This is a genomic window from Variovorax sp. E3 (assembly GCF_016082275.1).
Taxonomy (GTDB): Bacteria; Pseudomonadota; Gammaproteobacteria; order Burkholderiales; family Burkholderiaceae_C; genus Variovorax.
The window spans coordinates 17,910-35,168 of the sequence record NZ_MOWM01000070.1 but is presented as its reverse complement, the minus strand read 5'-3'; the positions used below and the strand labels follow the sequence as shown (position 1 = coordinate 35,168).

General features: G+C 68.2%; 11 protein-coding genes and 3 pseudogenes. 9 read left to right on the top strand and 5 right to left on the bottom strand.

Annotated elements, in window-relative coordinates; all coding sequences use genetic code 11:
- From BMG07_RS22805 to BMG07_RS22795, 3 genes and pseudogenes are all read left to right on the top strand, one after another.
- Positions 1-161, top strand: a pseudogene (locus BMG07_RS22805) (AAA family ATPase); the annotation flags it as partial.
- A 14-nt stretch (positions 162-175) separates the two neighbouring features.
- Positions 176-1,534: a DUF58 domain-containing protein gene (locus BMG07_RS22800; RefSeq protein ID WP_269759291.1), complete on the top strand. Its 1,359-nt coding sequence runs from the start codon at positions 176-178 to the stop codon at positions 1,532-1,534.
- Positions 1,535-1,583: 49 nt separating this feature from the next.
- Positions 1,584-2,093, top strand: a complete 510-nt coding sequence (locus BMG07_RS22795; protein ID WP_198086455.1) for a DUF805 domain-containing protein — start codon at positions 1,584-1,586, stop codon at positions 2,091-2,093.
- Between the two features lie 39 nt (positions 2,094-2,132).
- Here BMG07_RS22795 and rocF read toward each other — a convergent pair.
- Positions 2,133-3,054, bottom strand: a pseudogene (gene rocF / locus BMG07_RS22790) (arginase).
- A gap of 1 nt (position 3,055) precedes the next feature.
- Positions 3,056-5,112, bottom strand: a pseudogene (locus tag BMG07_RS22785) (prolyl oligopeptidase family protein).
- A 201-nt stretch (positions 5,113-5,313) separates the two neighbouring features.
- On the opposite strand from BMG07_RS22785, the gene BMG07_RS22780 reads away from it, so the two are divergent.
- The 5 genes from BMG07_RS22780 (at position 5,314) to BMG07_RS22760 (ending at position 9,839) form a co-directional block, all read left to right on the top strand.
- On the top strand, positions 5,314-6,873 hold the full coding sequence (locus BMG07_RS22780; RefSeq protein ID WP_269759289.1) for a wax ester/triacylglycerol synthase family O-acyltransferase: 1,560 nt from the start codon (positions 5,314-5,316) through the stop codon (positions 6,871-6,873).
- A 345-nt stretch (positions 6,874-7,218) separates the two neighbouring features.
- Entirely contained in the window at positions 7,219-7,776 is a 558-nt protein-coding gene (locus tag BMG07_RS22775; RefSeq protein WP_198086454.1) for a hypothetical protein, read from the top strand.
- 85 nt (positions 7,777-7,861) lie between these two features.
- The gene (locus tag BMG07_RS22770; protein WP_269759288.1) at positions 7,862-8,305 is read left to right on the top strand and encodes a phasin family protein; all 444 of its coding nucleotides are present in this window, start codon (positions 7,862-7,864) and stop codon (positions 8,303-8,305) included.
- Positions 8,306-8,331: 26 nt separating this feature from the next.
- Positions 8,332-8,967 carry a TetR/AcrR family transcriptional regulator gene (locus BMG07_RS22765; RefSeq protein ID WP_198086452.1) on the top strand — a complete coding sequence of 212 codons (636 nt, stop codon included), beginning with the start codon at positions 8,332-8,334 and terminating at the stop codon, positions 8,965-8,967.
- An 86-nt stretch (positions 8,968-9,053) separates the two neighbouring features.
- On the top strand, positions 9,054-9,839 hold the full coding sequence (locus BMG07_RS22760) for a triacylglycerol lipase (protein WP_198086451.1): 786 nt from the start codon (positions 9,054-9,056) through the stop codon (positions 9,837-9,839).
- A gap of 62 nt (positions 9,840-9,901) precedes the next feature.
- Here the strand turns inward: BMG07_RS22760 and BMG07_RS22755 are convergent, their stop codons facing one another.
- The 3 genes from BMG07_RS22755 to BMG07_RS22745 all read right to left on the bottom strand — a co-directional run bounded on the left by BMG07_RS22755 (position 9,902) and on the right by BMG07_RS22745 (position 15,525).
- Entirely contained in the window at positions 9,902-13,141 is a 3,240-nt protein-coding gene (locus BMG07_RS22755; protein ID WP_198086450.1) for a bifunctional cytochrome P450/NADPH--P450 reductase, read from the bottom strand.
- A gap of 398 nt (positions 13,142-13,539) precedes the next feature.
- Positions 13,540-14,811: a branched-chain amino acid ABC transporter substrate-binding protein gene (locus BMG07_RS22750; protein ID WP_198086449.1), complete on the bottom strand. Its 1,272-nt coding sequence runs from the start codon at positions 14,809-14,811 to the stop codon at positions 13,540-13,542.
- A 21-nt stretch (positions 14,812-14,832) separates the two neighbouring features.
- On the bottom strand, positions 14,833-15,525 hold the full coding sequence (locus BMG07_RS22745; RefSeq protein ID WP_198086448.1) for a TetR/AcrR family transcriptional regulator: 693 nt from the start codon (positions 15,523-15,525) through the stop codon (positions 14,833-14,835).
- A gap of 85 nt (positions 15,526-15,610) precedes the next feature.
- Between BMG07_RS22745 and BMG07_RS22740 the strand changes: the two genes are divergently transcribed.
- On the top strand, positions 15,611-17,254 hold the full coding sequence (locus BMG07_RS22740; RefSeq protein ID WP_269759287.1) for an AMP-binding protein: 1,644 nt from the start codon (positions 15,611-15,613) through the stop codon (positions 17,252-17,254).
- The last annotated feature ends 5 nt before the right edge of the window (positions 17,255-17,259 follow it).

Below are 17,259 nucleotides of genomic sequence, written 5' to 3'. Positions count from 1 at the left end.
TGGCCGGGCGCGACTTCATCACGCCCGACGACGTGGCGCGCCAGGCGCTGCCCGCGCTGCGCCACCGCGTGATGATCTCGCCCGACGCACAGCTCGAAGGCCTGGGCGTCGACACCCTGCTGCGCGCCGCGCGCGACAGCGTCGAGGCACCGAGGCTCTAGGCCCGCGGATGCGCATGGCTGTTCCGATCCCCGCGCGCGCGGCCGTGCTGGCGCTGGCCGGCCTGGCCGTGGCCGCTTGCGTGGCGCTGCTGCTGGGCGTGCCGGTCGGCTACGTCGCGGCCGTGGCGGGCGTGCTGCTGGTGCTCGGCTTCGTGGGCGCGGGCATCGACCTGTGGCACAGCCTGCGCCTGTGGCGCGCCGCGCCGCTGCGCATCGAGCGCAACCTGCCGGGTGCGTTCTCGCTCGGCGTGCCCACGGTGCTCACGCTCGCGCTGGTGAACGAAGGCACGCAGGCCTGGCGGGTGTCGGTGTTCGACGAGCTCGACGCGCACTTCGCGTTCGAAGGGCTGCCGCAGACCGTGGCCGTGCCGGCGGCCTCGCGCGTGGCCTTGCGCTACACCGCCACGGCCACGCAGCGCGGCGTGGCGCAATTCGGCGCGACCCAGTTGCGCTGGCGCACCCGCTTCGGCTGCTTCGACATGCGCCAGACGCTGGGCGAGCCGCGCCGGCTGCGCGTGTACCCCAACTTCGCCGCGCTGGCGCGCTACGCGTGGCTGTCGGGCGACCGGCGGCTGGCGCAGATCGGCATCAAGACCTATGCGCAGCGCGGCCTGGGCACCGACTTTCGCCAACTGGCCGACTACAAGACCGGCGACTCGCTGCGCCACATCGACTGGAAGGCCACGCAGCGCCAGCGCCGGCCCATCGTGCGCGAGTACCAGGACGACCGCGACCAGTGCGTGCTCTTCTTGCTCGACTGCGGCCGCCGCATGCGGGCCGACGAAGGCGCGCAGGCGTTGCGGGCCAACAGCCATTTCGACGAGGCGCTCAATGCGCTGATGCTGCTGAGCTACGTGGCGCTGAAAGAGGGCGACGAGGTCGGCGCCATGACCTTCGGCTGCCCGCCCGAAGCGCGGCGCGACTTCGCCGCGCGCAAGGGCACCGCCACCCTCAATGCGCTGATGAACCGGCTGCACGACATCCAGCCCGGCGCCACCCATTCGGACTACCTGCTGGCCGCGCAGGAGCTGCTGCGCGTGCAGAAGCGGCGCGCGCTCGTCATCGTGCTGACCAACTTCCGCGACGAAGATGCCGCCGAGCTGCGCCCCGCCATCAAGCTCTTGCGCCGCAAGCACCTGGTGCTGGTGGCGAGCCTGCGCGAGGGCGTGCTCGGGCGCATCGCCAACCAGCCGCTCGCGCAGGCGCGCGACGCGGTCGACGTGGCGGCGGCGCACCTGTTCGAGCAGTCCCGGCGCGACGCCTTCGCGCGCGTGGTGGGCAACGACCCGCTGTCGGTCGACGTCGAGCCGGCCGACCTCGCGGTGGCGCTGGTGAACCGTTATCACGCCGTCAAAAGGGCTGGCCTTCTGTAGAGTTTCTTGCCGACAATCCGCGTTCTACAACACAGGAAGAGGAAAGCAGATGACCGAAATGACCACCAACCCCTATGCCGCGCCGCGTGCCGCCGTGGCCGACGTGTACGGCGACGACGCGAGCGTCCAGCCCGTGAAGCTGTGGTCCGCCAAGGGGCGCATCGGCCGCGTGCGCTTCCTGGCCTACATGCTCTATTCGTACCTGCTGTGCACCCTTGCGGCCGGCGTGCTGGGCGGCATTGCCGGTGCCACGGGCATGGCCTCGCCGACCGGCATCGCGGTCGTGACCGTGCTGGCGCTGATTCCGTACTTCGTGTTCTACGTGCTGGTGGCGATCCAGCGCACGCACGACATGGACTGGTCGGCGTGGATGCTGCTGCTGGCGCTGATCCCCCTGGTCGGGCTGATCTGGGTCTTCAAGCCGGGCACCCAGGGTCGCAACCGCTTCGGCGCGCCGCCGCCGCCCAATGGCGTGGGCGTGATCATCGGCGCGTGGCTGCTGCCTGTCATCGCGCTGGTCGGCATCGTCATCGCCATCGCGCTGCCGGCCTCCCGCTGACGCGGCGGCGCACGCGCGGTGCGCCTCGCCTCGCCCCGTTCAGCGCACCAGCGTCGACTTGCCGAACAGGCTCTCGATGAGTTCCACGGCCACCTCGGCCGTCTGGTTGCGCACGTCGAGCGCCGGGTTCAGCTCCACCACGTCGAGCGAGCAGAGCCGGCCGGTGTCGGCGATCATTTCCATGCACAGCTGCATCTCGCGGTAGGTCGGCCCGCCGCGCACGCCCGTGCCCACGCCGGGCGCGATGCCGGGGTCCAGGCAATCGAGGTCGAAGCTCACGTGCAGGTGCGTGTCATCGTCCACGTCCTGCAGCGCCTCGGTCATGGTGGTGCGCATGCCGTGCTCGTCGATGTGGCGCATGTCGAACACGTTCAGGCCCAGCGTGCGAATGGCTTCCTTCTCGTCGCTGTCGACGCTGCGGATGCCGATGAAGCGAATCGCCTCGTGCGCCAGCGCCGCGCGCTCGCCGCTCCAGCCCGTGAGCACCGCCGGCCCGTGGCCCAGCAGGCACGACACCGGCATGCCGTGCAGGTTGCCGCTGGGGCTGGTGGTTTCGGTGTTGACGTCGGAGTGCGCGTCCAGCCACAGCACGCGCAGCTTCTTGCCGCGCTTGCGCGCATGCCACGCCACCGCGCTGATGGAGCCGATGGCCAGGCAGTGGTCGCCGCCCATCATCAGCGGCACGTGGCCCGCGCCCAGCGCGGCGTCGATGGCGGCGTAGACCGAGCGGTTCCACGCCACCACCTCGTCGAGGTGGCGCAGCCCGTTGGCCGGCGGCGCCCATGGCGTGGCGGGGCCCGCGAGTTGCCGCGGTCGATCACCGTGAAGCCCAGCCTTGCCAGCGCCTCGGGCAGGGCCGCGACGCGCAGCGCGTCGGGCCCCATGCCGGCCCCGCGCACGCTGGCGCCGATGTCGGTCGCGCGCCGATCAGTTCGAGGGTGACGTTGGCGTTGCTGGTCATTTCAGTTCCTCAGGTGTTGCCACAGGTACGCATAGCCCAGCGCATCCATGAAGGCCGATTCCTTGTTGTCCGCCGCCGCGCTGTGGCCGCCTTCCATGTTCTCGTAGAAGCTGCTGTCGTACCCCAGCGCCAGCATCTTCGCGTGCATCTTGCGCGCATGCACCGGGCCCACGCGGTCGTCGCGCGTCGAGGTGGTGAAGAGGGCGGGCGGGTAGCTTTGCCCCGGCTTGGCGTTCTCGTAGGGCGAGAAGGCCTGGATGAACGCCCACTCGTCGGGCTGGTCGGGGTCGCCGTATTCCGCGATCCACGAGGCGCCGGCCGACAGGTGCGTGTAGCGCCGCATGTCGAGCAGCGCGACCTCGCTCACGATGGCGCCGTACAGCCGTGGGTACAGCGTGAGCATGTTGCCCATCAGCAGGCCGCCGTTGCTGCCGCCCATCGCGCCCAGGTGCGCGGGCGAGGTGATGTTGCGCGCGATCAGGTCTTCGGACACGGCCGCGAAATCTTCGCAGGTGCGCAGCCGGTTCTCCTGCAGCGCGGCCTGGTGCCAGCGCGGGCCGTACTCGCCGCCGCCGCGAATGTTGGCAATGACGTACACGCCGCCCTGGTCGAGCCACGCACGGCCGATGCTGCCGCTGTAGCTGGGCTGCAGCGAGATCTCGAAGCCGCCGTAGGCGTACTGCAGCACCGGGTTCTTGCCGTCGGCCTTCAGGTCCTTGGCGGCGATCTCGAAGTAGGGCACGCGCGTGCGTCCTTCGAAGTGGTGAAGTGCTGGCTCACGCGATAGCGCGAGGCGTCGAAGAAGGCGGGGCTGTCCTTCAGCACCTGGGGCTCGCCCTGGCCGATGGTGCCGATGTAGAGCGTGGTCGGCTGCAGGAAGCCGCTCACCGTCAGGAAGTAGTCGTCGTTCTCGTCCTCGTCGATGCCGCCGGCCGCGATGGTCGAGAGCGCGGGCGCGCCGCCCAGGCTCACGCGTGCCCACTCGCCGCTGCCGTTCGAGGGCGGCGTGAGCACCTCGAGGCGGTTCACCACGTCGTGCATCACGTTCAGGATCAGGTGGTGGCGCGTCCATGAATGGTCGTCGAGCGCGGTGGTGTCGTCGGGCTCGAACAGCACCGTGAGCTCACGCCTGCCGGCCATGTAGTCGTCGAACTTCGCCGCGAGCAGCGAGCCCGAGGCGTAGGTGCGGCCGGCCACGGTCCAGTCTTCGCGCGGCTCGATCAGCATCCACTCGCGCGTGATGTCGGTGTTGGAATCGTCGGGCACGTCGATCTTCACGAGCCGGCCGTCGGCGCCGCGCAGCCAGGTCTCGCTTTCGTAGAAGTCGATCTGGCGCGTGACGAAGTCGCGCTCGAAGCCCGGCGTGTTGTCGCGGTAGGCACTCACGGACATGTCCTCGTGCAGGCCTTCGTACACCGCCACCGCGCTTTCCAGCGGCGTGCCGCGTTGCCACTGCTTCACGATGCGCGGGTAGCTCGAACTCGTCATCGAGCCGGGGCCGAAGTCGGTGGCCACGTAGAGGTGGTCGATGTCTTTCCAGCCCACGTGGTTCTTGGCCTCGGGCAGCGAGAAGCCGCCTTCGACGAACTGCTTCGTCTGCAGGTCGAACTCGCGCACCACGTCGGCGTCGGCGCCGCCGCGCGAGAGCGAGATCAGGCAGCGCCGGTAGTCGGGCTCCAGGCAGTCGGCGCCGTGCCAGACCCAGTTCTCGCCGTCGGCCGCGGCCAGCGCGTCGAGGTCGAGCACGGTCTCCCAGGCGGGCAGGGGCTTGCGGTACTCATCGAGCGTGGTGCGGCGCCAGAGGCCCTTCGGATGCGCCTGGTCGCGCCAGAAGTTGTAGAAGCGCGCGCCGATCTTGCGCACCATCGGAATGCGGTCGTTGGCGTCGAGCACCTCGAGGATGCCCTGCTGGAGCGCATCGAACGCGGGCGACCTTGCATAGGCCTGCACGGTGCGCGCGTTCTGCGCGCGGGCCCAGTCCAGGGGCTTGGCGCCGTCGATGTCTTCGAGCCAGAGGTGGGCGTCGTCTTGCGGGAGCGGAGGGGGGCTGGATGTCATGGCCTCAGTGTACGGAGCCCATGTGAAACATGCCTGTGCGCCGCGGGGGATTTCGGGCGCCACCTTTTTCATTACTTGGGGCAAACCCCTGTCCCGCCGGTGCCTTCCCCCGGTGGAAACACTGAAGAACCGGCAGCCCACGAACGCGGTGCGCACGGTATCCTGCCAAGCGGCGCATGCCCCACCAAGGAGACACAACACATGAAACACCTGAGCGGACTTGATGCCACCTTCCTGCACCTGGAAACGCCGGAAATGCCGATGCACGTGGGCTCGCTCAACGTGCTGGACCTGCCCAAGGGCTACAAGGGCGACTTCTACGAAGACGCCAAGAACTTCATGGCCAGCCGCATCCACCTGGCCGACGTGTTCACGCGCAAGCTCGCGCTGATGCCCTTCGACATGACCAACCCGGTGTGGGTCGAGGACGACGACATCGACCTGGACTACCACGTGCGCCACATCACGCTGCCCAAGCCCGGAACCAACCGGCAGTTGCAGCAATACGTGGCAAGGCTGCATTCCACGCTCATCGACCGCAGCCGGCCGATGTGGGAGTTCTTCATCATCGACGGGCTCAAGAGCGGCCAGGTGGCGCTCTACACCAAGGTGCACCATGCGGGCATCGACGGGCAGGCCGGCGTGGAAGTGGGCAAGGCCATCTTCGACCTGGAGGCCACCGGCCGCGTGGTGAAGCCGCCGCGCTCGCGTCCGCGCGGCAGCGGCTACCAGCTGGGCATGGCCGAGCTTGCGGGCGCCGCACTGCGCAACACGGCGCAGCAGTACGTCAAGCTCTTCAAGATGGCGCCGGCCATCGCGCGCGCCATCGGCGGGCTGGCCAAGCCCGACGAGAAGGCGGCCGAGAAAGACGCCGCCGCCGCGCCGAAGAAGTTCAACCTCTTTGCGCCGCGCACGTCGCTCAACGTGTCGATCACCAACCAGCGCACCTTTGCCGGGCGCACCATCTCGCTGGCCGAGACCAAGTACATCGCCAAGCACTTCGGCGTGTCGCTGAACGACGTGGTGCTGGCCACGGTGTCGGGCGCGCTACGCCACTACCTGGCGGACAACAACGAGCTGCCGGCCAAGTCGCTGGTGGCCGGCGTGCCGGTGAGCCTGCGCGAAGCGGGCGACGACACGGCCAACAACCAAGCCAGCATGATCCTCGTGAGCCTGGCCAGCGACATCACCGACCCGGTGCAGCGGCTGAAGGCGATCAACACGTCGTCGAACTCGTCCAAGTCGACCATGAACCGCTTCAAGGCGGTGATCCTGGACGACTTCCCGACCTTCGCCGCGCCCTGGCTGGTGTCGGGCATCGCGTCGATGGTGGGGCGCTCGGGCATCGTCAACCTGCTGCCGCCGGCGGCCAACGTGGCCGTCTCGAACGTGGCCGGCGCGCCGTTCCCCATGTACTTCGCGGGCGCGCTGGTCACCTGCTACTACCCGGTGTCGATCGCCAGCCACGGCACGGCGCTCAACGTCACGGTGCAGAGCTACAACGGCCGCATGGACTACGGCCTGATCGCCTGCCGCCGCGCCGTGCCCGGCATCACCGAGATCGGCGACTACATGCTGGCCGAGCACAAGCTGCTGATGGAGCTGACGCAGAAGCACCCGGCCGCCGCCGGCGCGCGCCCGCGCCGGTGCCGCCGAAGACGATCCACGAGCATTCGGACGAGGCCGAGACAGATGCCGCGCCCGTGCCCATGCCCGTTGCCGCGAAGAAGAAACCGGCCGCGCGCAAGAAGGCCGCGGTGAAGGTCGCGGCCAAGAAGGCTCCGACGACAGCTGCGCGCAAGACGGCTGCCGCCAAGCCCCCGCGACCAAGGCCGCCACCAAGCCGGCGGCCAAGCCCGTGGCAAAGAAGGCCGCGCCCAAGGCGCCGGCCCGCAAGGCCGCCCCGGCCAAGCGGTCCAGCGCCCCACGGGCCGCTGCGGCATGATCGGCGGGCCCGGCCTGGGAAGAAAGAAAATTGGGGCAGTTGGACTAGTTTTCCGACCGTTCTAGTTTTCCAGGCCTAGGCCCGGCGGAAGAAGATAGGCCCATCGCGACAGAACACCCCTTTGTTTCCTTCGCGAGCCTTTCAACTTCAAGGAAATCACCATGTCCACGCAAACCACCATCGCTTCCGCAGCCGTTCACGTCGTCGGTCAATACAACGACGCGGGCAAGACCCTGGTCGGCGCCTACCGCACCGGCGTGCATCGCCTGCTGAACGGCGCCGCTTCGCGCTACAGCGACTTCCTGGGCAGCCGCCAGATCCCGATGGTGAGCGAACAGGTCAAGGCCAACCTGATCGGCGCGCAAGAAAAGATCAACGGCTTCCTGGCCAACCGCCTGGACATCGACACCGGCCGCATCGTGTCGGTGATGGACCGTGTGGCCGCCGGCACCACGACCGGCATCGAGTCGGTCGCCAGCCGCGTGGCGCGCGTCGAGTCGCCGATCGCCACCTCGGTGATCAACGCCCTGAGCGCCGTCAACCAGCCGATCGCCACCGTCTCGGTGCAGATCGCCGACAAGATCGTCGCCGGCACCAAGCAGATCGAAGCCCGCGTGAGCGGCGCCGAAGAAGAAGCCAAGCCGGTTCGCACGGTGAAGGCCAAGGCCGCCGCCGCCAAGAAGCCGGTTCGCCGCGCTGCCGCCCGCAAGGCGGCCTGACCCCCGGGGCGCCCCACGGCGCCCTTTTACTTTTTCACGGTATCTGGAGCACTGCATGGCGACCCGTCCTGACGAAACTGCAAAGTTGAAGAAGAGGGCGGCGCTTGCGAAGAAGACGCCGGTCAAGACGCCGGCTGCCGCGAAGAAGAAGGCAGCGCCCCGCAAGGCGGCGCCGGCCACCGAAGAAAAAGCCGCCGCGCCCGGCAGCAAGGCCGAGGGCCTGCTGCGCGCCGGCCTCAAGGCGCTGGACAACGTGCGCAACGACGTCGCAAAGCGCCAGGCCAACGTCATCGAAGGCCTGCTCGGCATCGGGCAGGGCAAGGTCCCGGGCCTGGACGGCTTCGGCATCCGCAAGTTCGAGGACGTGTTCGACCAGCGTGTCGCCACGGCCCTGCAGCGCCTGGGCATCCCCGGTGCCGACGAAGTGCAGGCGCTGCGCGACGAGGTCGCGCAACTGCGCGAACGCGTGGCGCAACTCGAAGGCACCGCCGCTGCCCCCGCCGCCCCGCGCGCACGCGGCAAACGCTGAGCGGCAACACACCGATCACACCGGTTGTGGCCAGCTCCAACACCACGCGCGATCGCATCCTGCAGGCCAGCCTTGCGCTGTTCAACGCGGAAGGCCTGGCGGCCGTGTCGACGCACAAGATCGCGGCCGAGCTCGGCATCAGCCCCGGCAACCTGCACTACCACTTCAAGGCCAAGCAGCTGATCGTCGAATGGCTGTTCCGCCGCTTCGAGCAAAGGCTGGAAGCGCTGAACGGCTCGTCGGCTTCCATTGCCGCCATCGACGACCTGTGGCTGGCGCTGCACCTGCGCTTCGAGGCCATCGACGAGTACCGCTTCATCTACCGCGACATGGCCTTCCTGGCCAGCGAATACCCCGCGCTCGGCCAGCGCGCGCAGGCCATGACCGCGCAGAACCTGCTGGCCGCGCAGGCGCTGTGCGAAGGGCTGGTGGCCTCGGGCGTGATCGAGACCAGCGCCGAGCAGGCCCGCATCCTGGCGCTGCAGATGGTGTTCACCACCACCTGCTGGCTGTCGTTCGAGCGGCTCGTGCCGGGGCGCGACGCGCTGGCGCAGGCCGACCCCGGCCTTGCGGCTTTCTACACGCTCACGCTGGTTTCGCCGTATGTTTCGAGCGAATCGAGGGCTTACCTCGATTACCTGAGGGGCAAATACCTCGGATAAATGTCGTTGTTGTCCGACGGGGCATTGGTTCGGCCGGCCCCAAGTTCGTCTTGAAGAAGATAAAAACCAAAAAGGAAACATCCATCATGACCACCGCCACCCACGCCCGAGCCCGTGAACCCATCGCGCCGCCGTCGCGCCTGCTGCTGCTGGCCGAAGCCCGCGCGCTCTGGGAAACCGGCGCCGGCATCGCCATGTGGCCGCTGCTGCAGCTCACGCCGCGCGGTGACGGCCACCCGGTGCTGGTGCTGCCGGGGCTGGTGGCGGGCGATGGGTCGACCTTGCTGCTGCGCCGCTACCTCTGCAGCCGCGGCTACGACGCGCACGGCTGGGGCCTGGGCCGCAACCTCGGTCCGCGCGAAGGCGTGGAAGACGGCATGGTCGAGCTGCTCAAGACCCTGCACGACAAAAGCGGCCAGAAGGTCAGCGTCATCGGCTGGAGCCTGGGTGGCGTGTATGCGCGGCTGCTGGCCTCGTCTTACGCGCCGATGATCCGCAACGTCATCACGCTGGGCAGTCCGTTCTCGGGCAGCCCGCGCGCCACCAATGCATGGCGCGTGTACGAAGGCGTGAGCGGCCAGAGTTCGCACGACCCGCGCCGCATGAAGTTCGTACAGCCGACGCCGCCGGTGCCGACCACCTCGATCTTCAGCCGCACCGACGGCGTGGTGGCGTGGCGCTGCAGCATCGAGAAGACGGGGCCGCAGTCGGAGAACATCGAAGTGCTGGCGAGCCACCTGGGCCTGGGCGGGCATCCCGCGGTGCTCTATGCGGTGGCCGATCGGCTGGCGCAGCCCGAAGGGCAGTGGAAGCCGTTCAATCGCGGGTTGCTGGGGCCGCTGGTGTATCCGGACCCCGACCGCGACATGTGAGCGCGTTGCGCAAACCGAATGAAAAAAGCCGGCGGTTGCCGGCTTTTTTCGCTTCTCGTTTCTCAGGTGCCGGCCCACACGTCCAGCACATAGCTCTGGTCCGCGATCATCTTGTCCATCCACGCATTGCTGTCGTGCCCATGCTCTCTTGCAAGGTCCGACAGCGTGCGCCGCACATCGGGCTCCATGCGCGAGCCGTCGCCGCACACGTACACCACCGCGCCCGCTTCGAGCAGCTTCCACACGTGCGCGGCCTGTTCGCGGATCAGGTCCTGCACATAGACCTTGCGCTCGCCCGCGCGCGAGAACGCCGTGTGCAGCTTCATCACGCCGCGGTGCGCCCAGGCCTGGAGTTCGTCGGCGTAGATGAAGTCCTGCTCGGGGTGCCGGCAGCCGAAGAACAGCAGCGCCTCGCCCAAGGCGTTGCTGCCCGCCTCGACCTGCGCCGCGCGCTCCTGCAGGAAGCCGCGAAACGGCGCGAGCCCGGTGCCCGGCCCGACCATGATGAGCGGGCGGCTCGCGTCTTCCGGCAGCCGGAAGCCTTCGGCCGTGGTCTCGCGCACCACGCCGTGCACCGTGTCGCCGGCTTCGGCGCGCGCGAGGAAGTTGGAGCACACGCCCTCGAAGGTGCCGATGCCCGACTTGGCGGGCCCGCTCACCACGCCCACCGTCACGCTGCACTTGCCCGGCGTCATCGTCGGCGACGACGAGATCGAGTAGTAGCGCGGCGACAGCGGCGACAACATTTCGAGGAACACCGCGAACGGCACCTGGCAGGCGCGGTGTTCTTCCAGCAGGTCGAGCACCGACTTGCGCTTGTGCAGCACCTCGGCCTTGTACTTCGCCTGCGACGCCTCGTCGCTGCCCGACAGCGCCACCAGCTTGGGCTTGGTGAACGGGCATTCGGTGTACGCCGCGAGCGTGGCGATCTGCTTGCGCGTGGCCACGTCCTGCAGTTCGACGTAGTCGCCCAGCAGCCGGTCGACCGCAATCACCTGCTCGACCGGCAGCGCCGCCTTGCGGCCCGCGCCCGCGTGCAGCCGCACGTGCGCCGTGCGGTCGAAGCCGAAGCGCGCCATCGCACGCTCGACCTGCGCCGGGCTGTTGCGCGGCACCACGCTCAGGTGGTCGCCGGCGCGGTAGATCAGGCCTTCGGGCAGCATCAGCTCGACGTGGCGCGTGGAGCGGCCGGCCTCGCCGTCGTTGTTGTTGCCGCCGCCGCCGCTGTTTTGCAGTTCGCGGTTCTCGATCACCCGCAGCGCCACCGCGCCCAGCGCATCGACGATGGCGTTCTTCTGCGGCGGCGGCAGTTCTTCGAGCGTGTAGAGCGGTTCGCTCTGCACGGGCGTGTCGGCGCCGGTCTTGATGTCGAAGGCCTTCACCAGCTCAGGCCAGAGCGCGTCGCTCCAGTCCTGGAAGGCGCCGTCCATGTCCTCGCGCGCATCGCCTTCGCCGCGCGGGTGCACGCGCGTGGCGCCCAGCGCTTCGAGCCGCTCGTCGATGCGGCGCGGCACCGCCTGGTAGGTCGCGGCCCAGTCGGTGTTGCCGCAGCCGAAGACGCTGAAGCGCACGCCGTTGAGCGCGTCGTCGGCCTTGTCGAGCCAGCGGTGGAACTCGGCCGCGTTGTCGGGCGCCACGCCGTTGTACGAGGCGCAGACGATGGCCACCGCGCCGTTGGCCGGCAGCCGCTCGGCGTAGTCGTCGAGCGAGGCCAGCTGCGTGGAGAAGCCGCGCATCTCGCCGGCCTCGGCCAACTGGCGCGCCAGGTCTTCGGCCGTGCCGAGGTTGGAGCCCTGCAGCACCAGCAGCGAGGTGCCGTGGCGCGCCGCCTGCGGCTTGCGCTGCGCGGGTTGCGTGGGCTGCACGGGGGCGGCCGCCGTATCGGTCATGTTGCCGCGCGGGCGCGTGGCCGGGTCGCGCAGCAGTGCCTTGATCTTGAAGTTCTCGGGCTTGATCGTCAGCGCTTCCTTGATCTTCAGCTTGTAGCCCGTGTGGTCCACCAGGTTGAAGCGCTGCAGGATCATGCCCAGCGTGAGCACCGCTTCCTGCAGTGCGAACTGCCGCCCGATGCAGGCGCGCTGCCCGTTGCCGAAGGGCTTGAACGCATTCACCGGCCGCTCGCGCTCGGCCTCGCGGCTGAAGTTGTCGGGGTTGAACTGGTCGGCGTTCTCGCCCCAGATGCCCTTGTCACGGTGCAGCGCCAGCGCATGCATGATGACCATGTTGTTCTTCTTGATCGTGTACTGGCCGCCGATCTGGGTGTCTTCCTTGGCGCGCATCGAAATGGCCGGCGCGGTCGGGAACAGGCGCAGCGACTCCTTCAGCACCTGCATCACGTACTGCAGCCGGTTGACCTGCGCGTAGGTCGGCTTCTGCGTGGTGTCGGGGCCGAACACGTTGTCGACCTCGGCCTGCGCCTTGGCCAGCGCCTCGGGGTTGTTCAGCAGGAAGTAGATCGCGAACGAGAGCAGGCCGCTCGTGGTCTCGTGTCCCGCGATGAGGAACTCGATGCACTCGTCGCGGATCATCTTGTCCGTGAGTTGCTCGCCGCTCTTCTTGTCCACGCCCGCGATCATGTAGCTCAGCAGGTCGGGCTTGGTGGCAATGTCGGCGCCGCTCGCGCGCCGCTCCTCGATGATGTCTTCCACCATCTTGTGCATGTAGCGGATGTCCTTGCGCTGCTGCGCAAGCTCCTTCTTCAGCATCAGCTCCTCGAGCGGCAGGCCGCGGCGGTTCTGCACCGTTTCCAGCGTGCGCACCATCGCATCGACGAAGGGATGAAAGCCTTCGCGGTAGAACGAATTGAAGCGGTAGCCGAAGCCGCACAGGCCGATGGTGTCGAGCGTGAGCGCGGTCATGTCGCGCACCACGTCCACCTCTTCGTCGAAGTTCAGCCGCTCCCACTTGGTGACCAGTTGCCCCGCGATGTCCAGCATCATCGGGTGGTAGGCCTGCATCGCGCGCTGGCTGAAGTTGGCCAGCAGGATGTTGTGCGGCTTCGACCACGTTTCCTCGTGCGTGTCCGACGTGAACAGCCCGTGCGACGCCGCCCGCAGCCGCCGCAACGCGCCGCGCGTGCTCTTGTCGAAGCGCGGCTCTTCGCAGAGCTCGTCGACCAGCGCGGGCGACGACACCACGATCACCGGCATGCCCGGCATGTCGAGCCAGTAGATGCCACCGAGGTCTTGCGCGATCTTCCACATGTCGAGCACGGGAGAGTCGGACCCGATCGACAGCAGGTTCCCGACGAAGGGTTTCTTCGCCGGATGCGGGATCGGGTGGAGCGAGTTTTTGCCTGCCATGGGGTGTGGTGCCTCTTTGGGATGGACCCGCTTCGGATGTCCGGGGTGTAACAACCGGAGTATCCCGATGGCATGGCTGGGAGCGGGGCGGGGATTCCCCTAGGGCGGTTCGTGGCGGGACTGTTCGGGGTGGCGCTCACGCCGACGGTGTGCTCTGCTCCGCGAATGTCCCCCGGCCTGCGGCCTCCTCCTTTATTTCGCTGCGCAGAGCACACCGCCGACGTGAGCGTTATCAGAGCACTGGTTCATCAGCTGCAAACCGGCAGCGTGCCCAAGTGCACAGGGCATCGGGTGCTTCCCGCAGCGAAATAAAGGAGGAGGGGCGCAGCCCCGGGGGACATTCGCGGAGGGAAGTACCCGGTGTCCTGTGCACACGCCAAGAACGTTCCCAAGAGCCATCAAGGCCGAACCATCTTGCAATCAGTCCCCTGGGCCAGTTCGTTCCCGGTGTAGACGGCGTCCGTGCGGAACCCGTAGTTGGTGCCTTCCCAGCCGACCTTCACGGTCTTGCCGTCCACCGGCATGATCGTGTTGACCACCTGCGGCAACAGCAACTGATGGTCCTCCGCACGCATGCGCACCGGTCCCACCACCGAGTCGAACGTCAGGTCCTCGAGCGCCCGCGCTACCTTGACCGTGTCCGCGCTGCCCGCCTTGTCGATGGCCGCGGCCAGCAGCCGTGGGGTCATGTCGATGCGCGGCGCAAGAAAGTCCTTGCCCGTCTTTGCCTTGTAGGCCTTGGCCAGCGCGTCGACCTTCGGCGTGTTGGCCTCGCCCGGGTGCCACTCGGCCACCCACGTCAATTGGCCCAGCTTGGCTTGCGACACCGCCGTCACCGTGCCCGGCACCGAGCCCGCGCTGTGGTTGAAGTAGCGCAGGTTGTAGCCCGCGTCGCCGGCGGCCTTCAGCAGCAGCGTCATGTCCTGGCCCCAGTTGCCCGTGATCACCGAATCGGCGCCGCTTTGCTTGATGTTGGCCACATACGGCGCGAAGTCCTTCACGCGGCCGATGGGGTGCAGCGTCTCGCCCACGAACTGGATGTCGGGCCGCGCCAGGCCCACCAGCTGGCGCCCGTAGCTCGCCCACTGCTTGCCGTGCGCATAGTCCTGGTTCAGCAGGTAGACCTTCTTCACGTCGGGCGTCTTCTTGATGTAGTTGGCCAGCGCCTTCATCTTCATCGCCGTGTTCGCCTCGGTCTGGAAGTGCCAGAAGCTGCACGCCTTGCCCGTCATCTCGGGGTCGATGGACGAGTGGTTCAGCACGATCAGTTCCTTGCCCGGATTGCGCTGGTTCCAGCGCGCCACCGACTGCACCAGCGCCGTGACCACCGACGAGCCCGAGCCGCCCGTCACGATGGCCTTCGCGCCCTGGTCGATGGCCGCCTGCAGCGCGCTCTGGCTCTCCTGCGCCGAGAGCTTGCTGTCGAACTGCAGCAGCTGCAGCTTCGTGGTGCCGCCCAGCACGCCGCCCTTGGCGTTGATCTCCTCGATGGCGTACTGCGTGTGCATCAGCATCAGCTCGCCGACATTGGCGAACGGGCCCGAGAGCGGGTCGATGTAGGCGATCTTGTAGGTCTGCTGTGGTTGCTGTTGTTGTGCATGCGCGGCGCCTGCGATGCAAAGCAGTGAGGCAAGGGCGATCCGCGCCAATGGCGCCTGTCTGGACTTCATGGTTTGTCTCCGGGATGGTTGTCAGGTCTTGACTTGCAGGCCGATCACGCGGCTGGCCAGTTTGGTGAGCTCGGCCACCACCTCGTCGGGCGACAGGCGCCCGCCCGGGCGGTACCAGCTGTAGAGAAAGCCCGGCAGGCTGCAGGCCGCGAGCGCGGTGATCTTGGTCTCGGTGAAGTCGAGGTCGCAGTCGCGCCGTGCTTCTTCGAGCAGCGGGCACAGCAGGTCGTAGAAGTGGTGCGCGAGTTTTTTCTGCGCCGCGATGTATTCGGGCCGGTACACCTGCGGCTCCCGGTACGCGAAGAAGGCGCAGGGGTGGTGCGCGACGGTCGCGCGGATCAGCCGCTCGATGCCCTCGAGCACCTTCTCGCTCGCGCGGCGCGGGTCGGCGGCCGCGAAGTCGAGCGCGGTGAAGCAGTCGACCGCCGGGGCCCACGAGAGCGTCTCGAAGATCTCCTGCTTGTCGCGGAAGTAGTAGTACACGAAGGGCTTGGTCACGCCCAGCGCGCGAACGATCTGCGCCATGGTCGTGTTGGCATAGCCCTGCGCCGCGAACAGCTGCGCCGCCGCCTGCAGGATGCGCTCGCGCTGCAGGTCGGTGCCCTGCGTGGCCGCGCGCTGGCGGCCCGTGCCCTGCGGCAGGTGCGGCTGCGCCGTGGATGCGTCGCTCTGGTCCCCAGAGGGTTTGTGCCGTGTCGCGGAAGTTATACCCATGGGTAGGATTGTTCGTGCACCATGCGGCATTGGCAAGCGCCCGCCATGCATGGGCGGCTATCGATAACCCTGAGAAAGTGACGCCATGGAGACAAAGCCGATGGTCCAGAACCTGCGCGAACTGCCCGCCCGCATCGAGCAGCCCCTGCACGACTATCTTCGCACCCACGCACGCGAGCGCGGCGCCGGCGCGGCCTGCATCTGGTACGGCCAGGCCATGAGCTGGGCCGAGCTCGACCGCGCGAGCGACGCCTTCGCCGCGCGCCTGCAGGCGCTGGGCGTGAAGAAGGGCGAGCCCGTGGTGCTCTTCCTCAACAACTGCCCGCAGTACCTGGTCGCGCACTTCGGCATCCAGAAGATCGGTGCCATCGTCTGCCCAAGCGGTCCGCTCAACAAGGAGCACGAGCTGGCCTACCAGGTCAACGACCTGAAGGCGCGCGTGATCGTCGCGGCCGCGCCGCTGCTGCCGGTGGTGCGCAAGGTGCAGCCGCTAAGCGCGCTCGAACACGTGTTCGTGGTGCACTACGCCGACCTGCTGCCCGCCGAGCCCACGCTCGACCTGCCCGCCGAACTGGCGGCCGAGCGCCACACCGAGCGCAGCGTGCCCGAAGGCTGCGAAGACTTCCTCGCCGTGATGAGAACGGCCGGCGCGAAGCCGCGGCCCGTGGCCATCGACATGGACGACGTGGCGCTCATGACCTACACCTCGGGCACCACGGGGCTGCCCAAGGGCGCGATGCTCACCTACGGCAACGCGCTCTTCAAGACGCGCGCCGCCGCCGATTGCAACGGCGTGGGGCCGGGCGATGTGCTGCTGTCGATCGCGCCGCTGTATCACATCGCCGGCATGCTGATGGGCGTCAATGTGCCGGTGCTGAGCGGCGCGACCTCGGTGCTGCTGCACCGCTTCGATCCGCGCGCGGTGCTGCAGGCCATCGCTGCCTACAAGGTCAGCTGGTGGTACAGCATCGCGCCGATGAACGTGGCCTGCATGCAGGTGCCCGGCATCGCGGGCTTCGACCTGTCGAGCCTGAAGATGAACCCGGTGACGAGCTTCGGCATCACCTTCACCGAGCCGCTGGCGCAGCAGTGGCGCTCGCATGCGCCGAACTGCACCTCGTTCGAGGCCGCCTACGGCCTGAGCGAAACCCATACCTGCGACACCTACACGCCGCACCACGCGCCGCGCTGGGGCACGCAGGGCATTGCGGTGCCGGGCGTGACCATCCGCATCATCGACACCGACACGCAGGCCGACATGCCCACGGGCGCGGTCGGTGAGATCGTGCTGACCAGCAAGGGCTCGTTCAAGGGCTACTGGAACAAGCCCGAGGCCACCGCGGCCACCTTGCGCAACGGCTGGGTGCACACGGGCGACATGGGCAAGATGGATGCCGACGGCTACCTCACCTTCATCGGCCGCTTCAAGGAGATGATCAAGGTCTCGGGCTACAGCGTGTTCCCCGAAGAGGTCGAGACCATTCTCATCAAGCACCCGGCGGTGGCGCAGGCGGCGGTGATCGCGCAGCCCGACGCGGAGAAGGGCGAGGTCGTCAAGGCCTTCATCGTGCGCAAGCCCGGCGCCGCGCTGGAGGCCGACGCGCTCGTGGCCTGGGCGCGCGACAACATGGCAAGCTACAAGGCGCCGCGCGCCGTGAGCTTCATCGACGCACTGCCGACCACCGGCGCCGGCAAGGTGCTGCGCCGGCTGCTCAAAGACCCAAGCTGAGAGGT